The organism is Streptococcus sp. 53 (assembly GCF_013276565.1).
Taxonomy (GTDB): Bacteria; Bacillota; Bacilli; order Lactobacillales; family Streptococcaceae; genus Streptococcus.
In genome coordinates, this window is the sequence record NZ_VMLG01000001.1 from 51,780 (window position 1) to 67,169 (window position 15,390).

The window sequence follows — 15,390 nt, forward strand, 5'->3', positions numbered from 1 at the left end:
GTGTTTTGAGCAACCTACGGCTAGCTTTCTAGTTTGCTCTTTGATTTTCATTGAGTATAAATTAGCCATAAAGAAAACCTATCACAGAGATAGATATCATATAATGGCGTAAATGGTCTTTTTCTGTTAAGATTATAAGGTATTCTATTTTGGAGGAAATGACATGAAAAAAATCGTTAAATACTCATCTCTTGCTGCTCTAGGGCTTATTGCTGCAGGTGTTTTAGCAGCTTGCTCAGGTGGTGCTAAGAAAGAAGGAGAAGCAACTAGCAAGAAAGAAATCATCGTTGCAACCAATGGCTCGCCAAAACCATTTATCTATGAAGAAAATGGCGAATTGACTGGTTATGAAATTGAAGTGGTTCGCGCTATCTTTAAAGACTCTGACAAGTATGATGTCAAATTTGAAAAGACAGAATGGTCAGGTGTATTTGCTGGTCTTGACGCTGACCGTTACAATATGGCTGTCAACAATCTTAGCTACACTAAAGAACGTGCGGAGAAATACCTCTATGCCGCACCAATTGCCCAAAACCCTAATGTCCTTGTAGTGAAGAAAGATGACTCTAGCATCAAGTCTCTCGCTGATATCGGTGGAAAATCGACGGAAGTCGTTCAAGCCACTACATCAGCTAAGCAGTTAGAAGCATACAACGCTGAACACCCGGACAACCCAACTATCCTTAACTATACTAAGGCAGACTTCCAACAAATCATGGTACGTTTGAGCGATGGCCAATTTGACTATAAGATTTTTGATAAAATCGGTGTTGAAACAGTGATCAAGAACCAAGGTTTGGATAACTTGAAAGTTATCGAACTTCCAAGCGACCAACAACCGTACGTTTACCCACTTCTTGCTCAAGGTCAAGATGAGTTGAAATCATTTGTAGACAAACGCATTAAAGAACTTTACAAAGATGGCACTCTTGAAAAATTATCTAAACAATTCTTCGGAGACACTTACCTACCGGCAGAAGCTGATATTAAATAATTTCTTGAAATCATCCATTCTGAGTAAGAGGGGTGATTTCTGAGTCTTTAGGGATATAGTTTTAAACTATATATCTGATTATCTAATAACAATTTGTGCAATTGAACAAAGTATGAGATACTAGTACGGTATTATTTTTAAGGAGAAAGAATCATGAAAATCAAAAAATGGCTTGGCCTAGCAGCCCTTGCTACAGTCGCAGGTTTGGCTCTTGCAGCTTGCGGAAACTCAGAAAAGAAAGCAGACAATGCAACAACTATCAAAATCGCAACTGTTAACCGTAGCGGTTCTGAAGAAAAACGTTGGGACAAAATTCAAGAATTGGTTAAAAAAGACGGTATCACTTTGGAATTTACAGAGTTCACAGACTACTCACAACCAAACAAGGCAACTGCTGACGGCGAAGTAGACTTGAACGCTTTCCAACACTACAACTTCTTGAACAACTGGAACAAAGAAAATGGGAAAGATCTTGTAGCGATTGCGGATACTTACATCTCTCCAATCCGCCTTTACTCAGGTTTGAATGGAAGTGACAACAAGTACACTAAAGTAGAAGACATCCCAGCAAACGGAGAAATCGCTGTACCGAACGATGCTACAAACGAAAGCCGTGCGCTTTACTTGCTTCAATCAGCTGGCTTGATTAAATTGGACGTTTCAGGAACTGCCCTTGCAACAGTTGCTAACATCAAAGAAAATCCAAAGAACTTGAAAATCACTGAATTGGACGCTAGCCAAACAGCTCGTTCATTGTCATCAGTTGATGCTGCTGTTGTAAACAATACCTTCGTTACAGAAGCAAAATTGGACTACAAGAAAGCACTTTTCAAAGAACAAGCTGATGAAAATTCAAAACAATGGTACAACATCATCGTTGCGAAAAAAGATTGGGAAACATCACCTAAGGCTGATGCTATCAAGAAAGTGATCGCAGCTTACCACACAGATGACGTGAAAAAAGTTATCGAAGAAACATCAGACGGTTTGGATCAACCAGTTTGGTAATAAGAAACAGGGAGGTGGGAGAGAAAATTCCACCTCTTGCTTTTGTATAGAGCATGGATTGTCAGGAAGAGTAGTTCATAGAAAGGTAGAGAGAATATGGTTTTTCCTAGCGAACAAGAACAGATTGAAAAATTTGAAAAGGATCATGTAGCCCAGCACTATTTTGAGGTTTTGCGTACCTTGATTTCTAAGAAGTCGGTCTTTGCCCAACAGGTGGGTCTCAAAGAAGTTGCCAACTATCTGGGTGAGATTTTCAAGCGTGTTGGGGCTGAAGTGGAGATTGATGAGACTTATACAGCGCCCTTTGTCATGGCGCATTTCAAGAGTTCGCGTCCAGATGCCAAGACCCTAATTTTCTATAACCACTATGACACTGTGCCAGCGGATGGGGATCAGGTCTGGACAGAGGATCCCTTTACGCTTTCGGTCCGCAATGGTTTTATGTATGGGCGTGGGGTTGACGATGATAAGGGTCATATCACAGCTCGTTTGAGTGCTTTGAGAAAATATATGCAGCACCACTATGACCTGCCTGTCAATATCAGTTTTATCATGGAGGGAGCGGAGGAATCAGCTTCGACAGACCTAGATAAGTATTTGGAAAAACATGCGGACAAACTCCGTGGAGCGGATTTATTGGTCTGGGAACAAGGGACTAAAAATGCCTTGGAACAGCTAGAAATTTCTGGTGGAAATAAGGGGATTGTGACCTTTGATGCCAAGGTAAAAAGCGCTGATGTCGATATCCATTCTAGTTATGGTGGGGTTGTGGAATCAGCTCCTTGGTATCTCCTCCAAGCCTTACAGTCTCTTCGTGCTGCGGATGGCCGTATCTTGGTTGAAGGTTTGTACGAAGAAGTACAAGAGCCAAATGAACGAGAAATGGCCTTGCTAGAAACTTATGGTCAACGAAACCCAGAGGAAGTTAGTCGGATCTATGGCTTGGAGTTGCCTCTCTTACAGGAAGAGCGGATGGCCTTTCTAGAACGTTTCTTTTTCGAGCCAGCCCTTAATATCGAAGGAATCCAGTCTGGTTATCAAGGGCAAGGGGTTAAGACTATTTTGCCTGCAGAAGCCAGTGCCAAGTTAGAGGTTCGTCTGGTTCCGGGCTTAGAACCGCATGATGTTCTGGAAAAAATTCGGAAACAGCTAGACAAAAATGGCTTTGATAAGGTAGAATTATACTATACCTTGGGAGAGATGAGCTATCGAAGCGATATGAGCGCACCAGCCATTCTCAATGTAATCGAGTTGGCCAAGAAATTCTATCCACAGGGCGTTTCAGTCTTGCCGACGACAGCTGGGACAGGGCCTATGCATACGGTCTTTGATGCCCTAGAGGTGCCAATGGTGGCCTTCGGTCTAGGAAATGCCAATAGTCGAGACCACGGTGGAGATGAGAACGTGCGAATCGCCGATTACTATACCCATATTGAATTAGTAGAGGAGCTGATTAGAAGCTATGAGTAGAGATATTATCAAGTTAGATCAGATCGATGTGACTTTTCATCAAAAGAAGAGAACCATCACAGCGGTCAAGGATGTGACCATTCATATCCAAGAAGGGGATATCTACGGAATCGTTGGATATTCTGGAGCAGGGAAATCAACCCTTGTACGGGTGATTAACCTCTTGCAAAAGCCATCTGCAGGGAAAATTACCATTGACGACGATGTGATTTTTGATGGCAAGGTGACCTTGACAGCCGAGCAGTTGCGTCGTAAGCGTCAGGATATCGGGATGATTTTCCAGCATTTTAACCTGATGAGCCAAAAGACAGCAGAGGAGAATGTAGCCTTTGCCCTTAAACACTCTGGACTTAGCAAGGAAGAAAAGAAAGCTAAAGTTGCTAAGTTGTTGGACTTGGTTGGCTTGGCGGACCGTGCTGAAAACTACCCTTCACAATTATCTGGAGGGCAAAAACAGCGTGTGGCCATTGCGCGTGCCTTGGCAAATGATCCAAAAATCTTGATTTCAGATGAGTCAACTTCTGCCCTTGACCCTAAGACAACCAAGCAGATTTTGGCCTTGTTGCAAGATTTGAACCAGAAATTAGGCTTGACGGTTGTCTTGATTACGCATGAAATGCAGATTGTCAAAGACATTGCCAATCGTGTGGCAGTTATGCAGGACGGACATTTGATTGAAGAGGGTAGTGTCCTTGAAATCTTCTCAGACCCTAAACAACCTTTGACTCAAGACTTTATCTCAACAGCCACAGGTATTGACGAAGCCATGGTCAAAATCGAGAAGCAAGAAATCGTGGAACACTTGTCTGAAAACAGTCTCTTGGTGCAACTCAAGTATGCAGGGGCTTCAACAGACGAGCCACTTTTGAATGAATTGTACAAGCATTACCAAGTAACGGCTAATATCCTCTATGGAAATATCGAAATCCTCGATGGTACCCCTGTTGGAGAATTGGTGGTGGTCTTGTCAGGTGAAAAAGCAGCGTTGGCAGGTGCCCAAGATGCCATTCGTCAAGCAGGCGTACAACTAAAAGTATTGAAGGGAGGACAGTAAGATGGAATCATTGATTCAAACCTATTTGCCAAATGTCTATAAGATGGGCTGGGCTGGTCAGGCAGGCTGGGGAACAGCCATCTACCTAACCCTCTATATGACAGTTCTTTCCTTCATCATCGGAGGTTTCTTGGGTCTAGTGGCGGGTCTTTTCCTTGTCTTGACAGCGCCGGGTGGTGTCTTGGAAAATAAGGTCGTCTTCTGGATTTTGGATAAAATCACCTCTATTTTCCGTGCGGTTCCTTTTATCATTCTCTTGGCAGTCTTGTCACCCTTCTCTCATCTAATCGTAGGAACAAGCATTGGTCCAAATGCAGCTATCGTACCGCTATCTTTTGCAGTCTTTGCCTTCTTTGCCCGTCAGGTGCAGGTTGTCTTGGCTGAGCTAGATGGTGGTGTCATTGAGGCAGCTCAAGCGAGCGGAGCGACTTTCTGGGACATCGTGGGTGTTTACCTATCAGAAGGTCTTCCAGACTTAATCCGCGTGACAACTGTGACCTTGATTTCCCTTGTTGGTGAAACAGCTATGGCGGGTGCGGTTGGAGCTGGTGGTATCGGTAACGTAGCCATCGCTTATGGATTTAACCGCTACAATCACGATGTGACCATCTTGGCAACCATCATTATCATTTTGATTATCTTTGCAATCCAATTCTTGGGAGATTTCTTGACCAAGAAATTGAGCCATAAATAAAGAGAACTAGGCAATCTGTACATCATTCATAGGAGTTGTCGTTATAGTCAAGACTTAAAATTCTCTGTACTGGTTGCTATCAACCGTTACTTTTATGAGTTAGAGAGTTAAGAATTGTGGGGAGTCAATATGCAAAATCTGGGAGAAGTTTTTAAAGAATTGAGAAAGAGCCGGAATGTATCTCTACAGGAGGCGACGGGAGGAGAGTTTACTTATTCCATGCTGAGCAAATTTGAGCGTGGAGAAGCAGACTTATCATCTATGAAATTGATTACTGCCTTAGATAACATCCACTCTGATTTGAATGAATTTATGTACTTGGTACGTGGTTTTTCTCAGAAAAAGGTCCTGGCTTTTCAAGAAAATCTCTGGGATTTATATGACAGAGAAGGGATTGATTCTCTCCACTCCTTGTATGAAGAGACGACTCAAAAGTATAGATCAAGTGGTGAAAAAAGCTATCTTTTACAAATGATTCGTCTCAAAAGCCTTCTCGTGTTTTTTGATTCAAACATAAGGGCAACGGATGAAGAACTGACTTTTCTCTATGACTATTTTTTTACTATTGACATCTGGGGAAATTATGAATTGGAACTATTTTCAACGATTTCTACTTTGTTTCCTCTGCCCCTCTATTTTAAATATTCTAGGGAGATGTTACAAAAGACAGATTTATTAGGCTCTTTACCTAGTAACAAAGTTGGTATTGACACCATTTTAATTAATGGACTCTTTAAAGCGATAGAGGAAAAGGATAAATTAAAAGCAGATTATTTTATCTTTCAGATTGAAAAACGAGAATTGCCAGAATCTCAAGCTTATCTTAAAATCATTTATATGATTGCTAAAGGGTATTATGATACTATTTTTAATGTAAAAAATAAGGGTCTTGAAAAAATCCAGAGAGGCATTACAATCTTACAAGATTTAGAGTATGTAGATGGTGCAAGATACTATGAAAACTATTTTGCAAATCAGCTTTCAAATAAAGATTTGTAATATATTCTCGTTACATCGACTGATGAAAAATAAATAGGCTTGTAGATGGATTGATAATTAGCAGTTTCTAGGCGCTAGAGTTTCTATTTTCAGAAAAAATATATTACAAAAAAGTGGGGAGTCCCGCTTTTTTTGTTAGACTGGTTTCAATAGAATACTCTTTGAAATATGGAGAAAGCCCTGTTATGAAACTATTCTTAAAACATCATTTATTTAGAATACTGACCTTATCAAGGTTTTTGAGCTCAAGTGGAGCTTATATTTATAATCTGGTATTTATCGTTTATGCTGCGAGTCTACCCTTTAAAAATATAGCTGTATTTATGGCTAATATGATTACGATTTTACCTTTCCTATTTACTTTTTATGTTGGGATTAAGGCTGATCATACTCGGAATAAAGCAGGGACAATAATCTGGGTTGGTTGTGCGCAAAGTCTCCTATTTCTTTTGATTGCTAGTGTGATTCATGACCAGAACTTCGTAACGTTTGCTTTTATCTGTATGGTTAATATCTGTTCAGATATTTTATCAGATTATACAGCAGGCCTTCGTATGCCGATTATCCAGCATAATATTTCGGAAGATAAGCTCTATGAAGCTTATTCCTTTACTCAGTTTGTCTCCTATTTATCAAATCTAGGAGGTCAAGCCTTAGGAGTGTGGTTACTCACAACAAGCCACCAAAATTTTTCTTTTGTTGCAATTGTGAATGCTGGCTTCTTTTTACTATCTTCTCTCATTTTATTCAAAAATAGAAGAGAATTGACGTATTTGTCTGTAAGTGTAGAGGATAAGTCGATTAGTTTACTTCAACAAGTTAAGGCAATCTATGCGGACATGGATAATATATTTAGACAGAAAGAAAGTAAATCATTGCTTAAAATGATCCTTGTCATTTTGGTAATGAATACTTTAGGAGGAGCTGTTGGAGGTATTTATCACTTTTACTTATTAGACCATACTATCTATCATCTCAGCTATGCTCAATCCCTATTTTTAATTGAATGTGTTAGCTTAGGAGGAGCTATTCTTGGTAGCCTAACTCCCCATGATTATTTTGGAAAATTGTCGTTTTCAAGCTTGTTATCACTCAATGCAAGTCTGTTTGTATTACTTGCTACTGCTAATATTTTAGATTTTTCTCCTCTAGTAGGTGTTGTTTGCTTAGCCTTTGTCATGTATTTGATGTCGAAATCAATGCCTAAATTAGATACTCTGTTATTGTCTAATTTGAGTGCGGATGTATTAGCTAGAAGTAATAATCTCTTGAGTATGATTTTTTCCCTAACATTACCCTTGGGGATGTCTGTATTTTCCTTCTTAGCTTTGCAAGATATTAGGCTGTGTTGGTGGGTGTTTTTGGTAGTGAGTGTGATAGGGTTGATTTTATCACTAGAAAAAAGAAGTTTTTCGGGTAAAAAATTTTAACCTAGGAAAATCAGGCTTACTAGAAGGTCTTCCAGATTTGATCCGTGTGACGACTGTGACCTTGATTTCCCTTGTTGGGGAAACAGCTATGGCTGGTGCGGTTGGAGCTGGTGGTATTGCTAACGTAGCCATCGCTTATGGATTTATACTCTTCAAAAATCAAATTCAAACCACGTCAGCGTTGCCTTGCCGTACTCAAGTACAGCCTGCGGCTAGCTTCCTAGTTTGCTCTTTGATTTTCATTGAGTATTAACCGCTACAATCACGATGTGCCATTTTGGAAACTATCATTATCATTTTGATTATCTTTGCGATCCAATTCTTGGGAGATTTCTTGACTAAGTCTTGAGCCATAAATAAAAAAGAGCCGTCTGGCTCTTTTTTATTGACTAGATTTTCTGCGCAAATTTTTTACTCAAGGCTTGTCCAATCAAGGCACCCACTAGGGCTCCGATGACAACACTTGCGATAAATAGAAGGACAGTTCCAGGGGTTGGAGCGACCATGATACGGTCGATATATTCTTGGGATTTTCCTCTTGCTAGAAGGGTTGCCATATAGGCTTTGGGCGCAATCCACATAAGCAAGATTGGTCCTGCTGTACTAAAGGCAAAGAGTATGAAAGAAAGGAAATTCTTAGTTTGGTCCTTGTATTTTCCGAGGTTAGCTACTGCATCTGCTAGCAGACCACAGATAATTCCAGGAAGGAAGGCACCGGCACCGTGTTTAGTTCCCAAGAAAAAGAGAGCAATAACAAGACCGATAGTGGTAATGGCTCCAAAGCGCGGAACTTTTGCGACTAGGATCATATAGACGCTACCGCCGACAAGGGCAGTAAAAGCAGGCGCATAAAACATGTTTCCAGTTTGGTCAAAGAGATTGCCCAAAAGGACACCAATCCCCATGCAGAGGAAGTAAAGAACTGCAAAAAGCAGTGTAGTTAAGATAGATTTTTTCATGAATCATCTCCTGATCATTTTTTCACAATTCTCATTGTACCACGGTTTGGTGGGATTGTAAATGGATAGTCTATGTGTTTGAAAACGCTTGAAATATGCTATAATAGTTTCAGAGTTATTTTTAGGAGGATATCATGGGGAGATTTTTAGACTTTGTCTTTAATCGTTTCTTTTTAGGGATGATTGCGACAGCCTTCTTTTGGCTATTAACATTGGCAGGAGGGATTATCCTTGGTCTAGCGCCAGCTAGTGCTACCTTGATGAGCCTATATGCAGAACATGGTTATAGTTTTCGGGAATATAGCTTGAAGGAGGCGTGGTCTCTTTATAAGCAAAATTTCGTCTCAAGCAACCTGATTTTCTATAGCTTTTTAGGAGTGGATTTAGTTTTGGTCTATGGCTTGTATCTCTTGGTACAATTGCCTCATCAGACTATTATTCATTTGATTGCGACCTTTTTGAATGTTCTAGTAGTTGCCCTGCTGTTTTTGGCTTATACAGTATCTTTGAAACTACAAGTTTATTTTGACTTGTCTTATCGAAATAGTCTCAAACTATCCTTGATTGGCATCTTTATGAGCCTAGCAGCTGTGGCCAAGGTTCTCCTTGGGACCGTGCTACTTGTGGCAATTGGTTACTATATGCCTGCCCTGCTATTTTTTGTAGGAATTGGGATGTGGCATTTCTTTATCAGTGATATGTTGGAACCGGTCTATGAAAGTATCCATGAAAAATTGGCGACAAAGTAGGATGAAGCAGTTTTGGCTACATACGCTTCTGCGAACCTACAGTTCAGTGATGATCATTATTATTGCGAGTTTTGCAATCTTACTCTCTTACGCTGACTGGGATTCACGGGAAAAGGAAGCCCAGAGAGTAGCCCAGCGTGTAACTGCTAGAACAGTGAGTGAAATTGAATATTACCATAGAGAGTCAACCCAGATAGCTCAGGCTTTAGTTGAAAATCAAGCTCGTATTGAGGGAATCTATAAGTACTTTAGCCTCAGCATGCCAGACTATTTTTACTGGCAATTAGAGCGGAAAGCTTCGCCTTATGTATCAGTCTCTCTGCATGAAAATGTTGATGACCTCTATGTTCGAAATGATTTTGTAACTGGAGTGGCCATTGCTTTTCAAGATTACAAGGAAGTCTATGTTTCTACTAAAGACAAACGTAGTGGAGAAAAAATCAGGGCTGAGGATTTCAAACCAGCAGGAAATAGTTTTGCCATTCCGGTGTCAGATCCAGTGTCAGATCAAGATTTAGGAGTGATTTACATCTCCTTGGATCCTGCTGTTTTATACCATGCCATTGATAATACTAGAGGTCATACTCCGATGGCAGTAACAGTGACCTCACCTTTTGATACGGAGATTTTTCATATTGGTGAAACAGTTGATAAGGAGAGTGAAAATTGGCTAGTTGGCTTAACCTCTCATGGCTATCAGGTTCAGGTGGCGGTTCCCAAAAACTTTGTTTTACAAGGAACGGTGACCAGCTCTGCTTTGATTGTGAGCTTGAGCCTTCTCTTTATTGTCATTCTCTATCTGACTTTGAGGCAGACTTTTGCTAATTACCAAAAGCAGGTAGTGGATTTGGTGGATTCTATTCAAGCTATTGCCCAAGGAGAGGAAGGTCTTCGTATTGACACACTTGAAAAGGATCAGGAATTGCTCCTAATCGCGGAGACGACCAATGATATGTTGGATCGATTGGAAAAGAATATCCATGATATTTATCAGCTAGAGCTCAGTCAAAAAGATGCCAATATGCGAGCCCTGCAGGCGCAAATCAATCCTCATTTTATGTATAATACGCTGGAATTTTTACGTATGTACGCAGTCATGCAAAGTCAAGATGAGTTGGCAGATATCATTTATGAGTTCAGTAGTCTATTACGTAACAATATTTCTGACGAAAGAGAAACTCTTCTCAAACAGGAATTAGAATTTTGCCGTAAATATAGTTATCTTTGCATGGTTCGCTATCCTAAATCTATTGCCTATGGTTTCAAGATAGACCCAGAGTTAGAGAATATGAAGATTCCTAAGTTTACCTTGCAACCGCTGGTAGAAAATTATTTCGCGCATGGTGTTGACCACAGGCGGACAGATAATGTGATTAGCATCAAGGCGCTTAAACAGGATGGTTTTGTGGAAATTTTAGTAGTCGATAATGGCCGTGGAATGTCGGCTGAAAAGCTGGCAAATCTCCGAGAAAAACTAAGTCAGAGAAACTTTGAACACCAAGCCAGCTACAGTGCCCAAAGGCAGTCTATCGGGATTGCCAATGTACATGAGCGTTTTGTGCTCTATTTTGGGGACCGCTATGGCATTACTATAGAGTCTGCAGAGCAAGCAGGTGTTCAGTATCGTATTACAATTCAAGATGAGTAGAAAGGGAGAAAATGTATAAAGTATTATTAGTAGATGATGAGTACATGGTGACAGAAGGTCTGAAACGTTTGATTCCCTTTGATAAGTGGGATATGGAGGTCGTCGCAACAGCCAGTCATGCCGATGAAGCCCTAGAATATGTTCAGGAAAATCCCGTCGATGTCATCATTTCCGATGTCAATATGCCCGACAAAACAGGGCTTGATATGATTCGGGAGATGAAAGAGATCTTACCAGATGCTGCCTATATCCTGCTCTCAGGTTATCAGGAGTTTGATTATGTAAAAAGAGCAATGAACCTTAGTGTGGTGGACTATCTGGTTAAGCCTGTTGATAAGGTAGAGTTGGGAAATCTGCTGGAGAAGATTGCAGGTCAGCTCGGCGAGAGAGGGAAGAAAAGCCAGACCCTTAGTCAAGATTTAGACGAGGCTGGGTTTGTTAGTTATCTAGGAGGTAAGGAGAATTGGTGGATAGGCCTATCCAAGGAAAAACAAGGCTCCTTCACCATTCCCTACTATGTCTTGGGTCAAGACTGGCAGATTTTCATTTCTGACCAACCCCTAGATGGTTTAGTCGTTACACCTTTTGAAGCTCCTTATCAAGAACACTTTGAACGCTGGAAGCTGAATGCTGAGAAAGCCCTCTTTTACGGTTCTGTAAATCTAAAACAGTCTCAGAGTCTCTTTGCCTATTACGAACCGATTTATAGGGTTATCATTCAGGGGAATCTCAATCAAATCGTGGAAGAATTGAACCTTTTGGAGAAGGTGGTTCTTGAAAATACACCGCGTGTTCCGATTACCAAACAGCTTTTTATCCAGTTTGTCATGGATGTCTTTCACTTGTTTGAACATCTAAAAGCTGATGATATGACGGACATTGTCAAAACGATTCATGCTATTCAATCCTTCGATGAATTGGTTTCTTATATCAAGGGAACTCTGATTAGCTTTTTCGGTCAATACCGTATGAATGAAAATGTGGTCAGTGTGCTGGAAGTCATTGGTCGGGATTACCAAAAGGAGCTGTCCCTCAAGGATATCAGTAAGGCTCTCTTTATCAATCCTGTCTATCTAGGACAGTTGATTAAGCGAGAAACCGATTCGACCTTCGCAGAATTACTAAACAAACAACGCATTAAGGCTGCCCAACAACTCTTGCTTTCGACTAGTGATAGTATCGAAGATATTTGTTATGCTGTTGGTTACAGTAACCTTGGATATTTCTATAAAGTGTTCCGAAAATTGTGCGGAAAATCGCCAAAAGCCTACCGAAAACAGGTAGAAACGATACTATAAGATTTGTATTCCTTTACAAAATGTGCTATAATAAAAATAATATTATTAGGAGGTTCTATCATGAAAAAGAAACCGATTTATCTATGGGTCTTGCTAATCTTGTCTGCTCTTATTTCAGCAATGTCTCTGTTTGGAATGTTGAGTCCCTTACCTAGCAAAGAAGCCCTTCGTGCTGCTCAGAAACAAGTTGCAGGGGTCAGTGCTCAGCAATTAGAAGACCAGCTTAATTACAACTATGGAGTAGCAGAAGCGTATCATTCTATTTTTAATATGGCCTTGATTGTGCTATCTGCTATTTTAGTGGTCGTAGCGATTGTCTTCCTTATTCGTAAGAATTTGCAATATGCAAACTATACTTACGTTGGCTATGTTTTGTTAGCTATTATCGGTTCGATTTATGGCTATGTTGGTTTACAGGACGCTGTGCAGTTGGTTCAAGATGAGAGCATGCGTTTGACAATGAGTATTGGTTCAAAAGCTGTCAGCATTTTCTATATCGTCATCAATGTTCTCTTCCTAGCCCTTGTCTTCTATAAGATGTGGCGTCAGCAGAAAGCCTTGGCAGAAGAAGAGGAAGCAGAAAATCTTGCCTAAGTATTGACAAAAAAGAACTATCAAGATACAATCTTGGTAGTTCTTTTTCGATTAAAAATAAAATCATGGAGGTACATATGAAGACAATTTCTTTAGTTTATATTAGTTTGAGTGGCAACACTGAAAGTTTTGTGACGCGCTTGAAAGACTATCTCTTGTCCCAGTACAAAGGGATTGAGGTTCAAAAGATTCATATCAAGGATTTGGTCAAGGAAGGTCGCGATTTCTATGAAATGGACCATCCCTATGTCGCTTTTTTGCCGACCTATCTCGAAGGTGGGAATGGCGTTGATAACGGAGATGTCGAGATCTTGACGACACCCGTTGGGGATTTTATCGCCTATGGTGACAATGCTAGTAAGTGTTTTGGCGTGGTTGGTTCAGGAAATCGTAACTTTAATAACCAATACTGCCTGACAGCTAAGCAATACAGTCAACGTTTTGGTTTCCCTGTCTTGGCTGACTTTGAAATGCGAGGCATGCTGGAAGATATCAAACATGTCGCAGCTATTATCGCAGATTTGTATGAGTTGGAAAAGGAGAATTAAAGTCAATATAAGAGGCACTTGGGATTTTTCAACTGTTTTTTTGAGTATAAATAGTCTTTGAGAACGTAAAAAAGCATAAGTTCAGGTCTTTAAAACCTTGTTCTTATGCTTTTTATTATAGAAATATTTGCTGAATTTTCTCTTGAAATGAAACCTTATACTCAATGAAAATCAAAGAGCAAACTAGGAAACTAGCCGCAGGCTGTACTTGAGTACGGCAAGGCGACGTTGACGTGGTTTGAAGAGATTTGCGAAGAGTATTATCTTCATCTCGCGCTTGTCAGTTAACCTGCTTTTCCGATTGCGAGTGCGTAGATAAAGAAGATGGCGAAGCCAAAGAGGAAAATCAATCCTGCAATGGCAAGGTGTTTGAGCCAAGAAGGAAGATTTTTGTTTTCACGCGTTACCAAGGCATAATTCAAAAGAGCAAAGAATGGTGTTGTCAGGAAAGAACCAATCATGGCAAAGCGGAGCATGGTTGACACCTGACCAGCGAAGAACTTGATAATGACGATACCGATGATAGCAGTGATGGTCATCCAGATGTTCAAAGATTTACTACTGTCTTCTTTTTGACTGATTAGCAGTCGGAGAGATTCCTGATTGACGCGAGAATAGCCATCGATAACAGTGATAACTGTTCCAAAGATACACAGGAAGGCAATAAAGGTAATCAAGTAACGGGACCATTCGCCAAGAACAGAGGCATACATGCCCACGAATTGAGAGATGTATTTGGCTGAAGCAGCTTCAACTGCTTGCCCTGTAGGATACTGAATTAGTGCTCCCAGTGCTACAAAGAACACAGCTAGGATAGCTGTTCCAATGTAACCAACGTTAAAGTCAAATAGAGCGTCCTCTGTGTTAAAGTTGACGGTCTTTTTCTTTTCAGCAGACCAAAGTGAATTGATAGCTGAAATTTCAATAGGAGCCGGCATCCACCCTAAGAGGGAAACGATGAAAGGTAGAGCTGCCATTTGCCAAGGTGTCTTTTCGACAAAATCAGAGCTGTATTCTGGATGCTTGATCGCCGCGATGATAACTGCAAGAACAGTTGCAATGGTCAAAGCTGACATGATCCATTTTGCCATGCCGTCTAAGAGTTTGTAGCCTCCAAAGAGTAACATAGCCCAAATGATTGCAACGAGAATGAGGGACCACTGAGTGATGCTAAGACCGATCATTGGGAAGGCGCTGGCGATGATAGCTGAGCACAGAATGGCGACACCAGCTGTGTTGACCATAGCCGAAAAGATATTGAGGATAAAGAAAATCCAGAGATAGAGTTTCCCTTTTTCGGCATAACCTTCAACCAAAGTCTTTCCAGTATCAGCTGTGTATTCAGCACCAAAACGGAAAAATGGATATTTAAAGACATTGGCTAAGATGACCAAGAGAAGTAGAGACCAACCGTAAGAACCACCAGCTTGAGTGGAAGATACAATGTGGGAACCGCCAACAGCGGCAGAAGCCATTAGGATTCCAGGTCCCATTGCTTTTAGTTTACTTGTCCAGGTTGATTGATTTAACGAAATAGCTTGCGACATGATAGATGCTCCTTTTTGAATTTTCAGAATAATCTGGATATGTAATCTATATTCTACAAAAAACTTTGGGAAAATGCAAGATGATTTTGAAAAAAGATAGAAAATTACAGAAAATTTACAAAGAAGATCTGAAAATAACTGTTATGATAGTAATACTCTTCGAAAATCTCTTCAAACCACGTCAGCGTCGCCTTACCGTAGGTATGGTTACTGACTTTTTACAACCTCAAAACAGTATTTTGAGCATCCTGTGGCGAGCTACCTAGTTTGCTCTTTGATTTTCATTGAGTATTAGAAGTCCCTTTTCTAAAATTTTTGTAGCAAAAAAGGAGATTTTGCAATCTCCTCATAAAATTAATTATTTTCCCTAAATCTTCAAGAATCGGTGCATGTAAATT

At 40.4% G+C, this 15,390-nt stretch carries 14 protein-coding genes and 1 pseudogene; 13 read left to right on the forward strand and 2 right to left on the reverse strand.

Going from position 1 to position 15,390, the window contains the following annotated elements; translation table 11 throughout:
- The first annotated feature begins 163 nt into the window (after nt 1-163).
- From HT722_RS00245 to HT722_RS00280, 8 genes and pseudogenes are all read left to right on the forward strand, one after another.
- The gene (locus tag HT722_RS00245; RefSeq protein WP_173253153.1) at nt 164-994 is read left to right on the forward strand and encodes an amino acid ABC transporter substrate-binding protein; all 831 of its coding nucleotides are present in this window, start codon (nt 164-166) and stop codon (nt 992-994) included.
- A 153-nt stretch (nt 995-1,147) separates the two neighbouring features.
- Nucleotides 1,148-2,002 (forward strand): MetQ/NlpA family ABC transporter substrate-binding protein, encoded by an 855-nt coding sequence (locus HT722_RS00250; RefSeq protein ID WP_000694505.1) that lies wholly within the window; start codon nt 1,148-1,150, stop codon nt 2,000-2,002.
- A 96-nt stretch (nt 2,003-2,098) separates the two neighbouring features.
- Entirely contained in the window at nt 2,099-3,472 is a 1,374-nt protein-coding gene (locus HT722_RS00255) for a M20/M25/M40 family metallo-hydrolase (protein ID WP_173276963.1), read from the forward strand.
- On the forward strand, nt 3,465-4,526 hold the full coding sequence (locus tag HT722_RS00260; RefSeq protein ID WP_049510500.1) for a methionine ABC transporter ATP-binding protein: 1,062 nt from the start codon (nt 3,465-3,467) through the stop codon (nt 4,524-4,526). The genes HT722_RS00255 and HT722_RS00260 overlap by 8 nt, the downstream gene beginning before the upstream one ends.
- Before the next feature lies 1 nt (nt 4,527).
- The gene (locus HT722_RS00265) at nt 4,528-5,220 is read left to right on the forward strand and encodes a methionine ABC transporter permease (RefSeq protein ID WP_000444647.1); all 693 of its coding nucleotides are present in this window, start codon (nt 4,528-4,530) and stop codon (nt 5,218-5,220) included.
- Nucleotides 5,221-5,349: 129 nt separating this feature from the next.
- Nucleotides 5,350-6,219, forward strand: coding sequence for an Rgg/GadR/MutR family transcriptional regulator (locus HT722_RS00270; protein ID WP_173276964.1), 870 nt, complete (start codon nt 5,350-5,352; stop codon nt 6,217-6,219).
- Between the two features lie 185 nt (nt 6,220-6,404).
- The gene (locus HT722_RS00275) at nt 6,405-7,649 is read left to right on the forward strand and encodes a transporter (RefSeq protein ID WP_173276965.1); all 1,245 of its coding nucleotides are present in this window, start codon (nt 6,405-6,407) and stop codon (nt 7,647-7,649) included.
- A 16-nt stretch (nt 7,650-7,665) separates the two neighbouring features.
- Nucleotides 7,666-7,794, forward strand: a pseudogene (locus HT722_RS00280) (ABC transporter permease); the annotation flags it as partial.
- Nucleotides 7,795-8,038: 244 nt separating this feature from the next.
- Here HT722_RS00280 and HT722_RS00285 read toward each other — a convergent pair.
- Nucleotides 8,039-8,608: an MptD family putative ECF transporter S component gene (locus HT722_RS00285; RefSeq protein ID WP_173276966.1), complete on the reverse strand. Its 570-nt coding sequence runs from the start codon at nt 8,606-8,608 to the stop codon at nt 8,039-8,041.
- 134 nt (nt 8,609-8,742) lie between these two features.
- On the opposite strand from HT722_RS00285, the gene HT722_RS00290 reads away from it, so the two are divergent.
- The 5 genes from HT722_RS00290 to nrdI all read left to right on the forward strand — a co-directional run bounded on the left by HT722_RS00290 (nt 8,743) and on the right by nrdI (nt 13,445).
- Nucleotides 8,743-9,357 (forward strand): YesL family protein, encoded by a 615-nt coding sequence (locus HT722_RS00290; RefSeq protein ID WP_000532349.1) that lies wholly within the window; start codon nt 8,743-8,745, stop codon nt 9,355-9,357.
- Nucleotides 9,335-11,005, forward strand: a complete 1,671-nt coding sequence (locus tag HT722_RS00295; RefSeq protein WP_345789567.1) for a sensor histidine kinase — start codon at nt 9,335-9,337, stop codon at nt 11,003-11,005. Before HT722_RS00290 ends, HT722_RS00295 begins: the two co-directional genes overlap by 23 nt.
- A gap of 11 nt (nt 11,006-11,016) precedes the next feature.
- Nucleotides 11,017-12,303 carry a response regulator transcription factor gene (locus HT722_RS00300; RefSeq protein WP_173276967.1) on the forward strand — a complete coding sequence of 429 codons (1,287 nt, stop codon included), beginning with the start codon at nt 11,017-11,019 and terminating at the stop codon, nt 12,301-12,303.
- A 60-nt stretch (nt 12,304-12,363) separates the two neighbouring features.
- Nucleotides 12,364-12,897, forward strand: coding sequence for a hypothetical protein (locus HT722_RS00305; protein WP_000729015.1), 534 nt, complete (start codon nt 12,364-12,366; stop codon nt 12,895-12,897).
- A gap of 77 nt (nt 12,898-12,974) precedes the next feature.
- The gene (gene nrdI / locus HT722_RS00310; RefSeq protein ID WP_000849623.1) at nt 12,975-13,445 is read left to right on the forward strand and encodes a class Ib ribonucleoside-diphosphate reductase assembly flavoprotein NrdI; all 471 of its coding nucleotides are present in this window, start codon (nt 12,975-12,977) and stop codon (nt 13,443-13,445) included.
- A gap of 284 nt (nt 13,446-13,729) precedes the next feature.
- Here nrdI and HT722_RS00315 read toward each other — a convergent pair whose 3' ends face one another.
- A complete protein-coding gene (locus tag HT722_RS00315; RefSeq protein ID WP_000075801.1) occupies nt 13,730-14,992 on the reverse strand; it encodes an NRAMP family divalent metal transporter in 1,263 nt (420 codons plus the stop codon).
- Between the last annotated feature and the right edge of the window lie 398 nt (nt 14,993-15,390).

Bases quoted from the DNA above. Each gene is read 5' to 3' on its own strand.
- HT722_RS00245 (WP_173253153.1), top strand. From the start codon at position 164: ATGAAAAAAATCGTTAAATACTCATCTCTTGCTGCTCTAGGGCTTATT.
- HT722_RS00250 (WP_000694505.1), top strand. From the start codon at position 1,148: ATGAAAATCAAAAAATGGCTTGGCCTAGCAGCCCTTGCTACAGTCGCA.
- HT722_RS00255 (WP_173276963.1), top strand. From the start codon at position 2,099: ATGGTTTTTCCTAGCGAACAAGAACAGATTGAAAAATTTGAAAAGGAT.
- HT722_RS00260 (WP_049510500.1), top strand. From the start codon at position 3,465: ATGAGTAGAGATATTATCAAGTTAGATCAGATCGATGTGACTTTTCAT.
- HT722_RS00265 (WP_000444647.1), top strand. From the start codon at position 4,528: ATGGAATCATTGATTCAAACCTATTTGCCAAATGTCTATAAGATGGGC.
- HT722_RS00270 (WP_173276964.1), top strand. From the start codon at position 5,350: ATGCAAAATCTGGGAGAAGTTTTTAAAGAATTGAGAAAGAGCCGGAAT.
- HT722_RS00275 (WP_173276965.1), top strand. From the start codon at position 6,405: ATGAAACTATTCTTAAAACATCATTTATTTAGAATACTGACCTTATCA.
- HT722_RS00285 (WP_173276966.1), bottom strand. From the start codon at position 8,608: ATGAAAAAATCTATCTTAACTACACTGCTTTTTGCAGTTCTTTACTTC.
- HT722_RS00290 (WP_000532349.1), top strand. From the start codon at position 8,743: ATGGGGAGATTTTTAGACTTTGTCTTTAATCGTTTCTTTTTAGGGATG.
- HT722_RS00295 (WP_345789567.1), top strand. From the start codon at position 9,335: ATGAAAAATTGGCGACAAAGTAGGATGAAGCAGTTTTGGCTACATACG.
- HT722_RS00300 (WP_173276967.1), top strand. From the start codon at position 11,017: ATGTATAAAGTATTATTAGTAGATGATGAGTACATGGTGACAGAAGGT.
- HT722_RS00305 (WP_000729015.1), top strand. From the start codon at position 12,364: ATGAAAAAGAAACCGATTTATCTATGGGTCTTGCTAATCTTGTCTGCT.
- nrdI (WP_000849623.1), top strand. From the start codon at position 12,975: ATGAAGACAATTTCTTTAGTTTATATTAGTTTGAGTGGCAACACTGAA.
- HT722_RS00315 (WP_000075801.1), bottom strand. From the start codon at position 14,992: ATGTCGCAAGCTATTTCGTTAAATCAATCAACCTGGACAAGTAAACTA.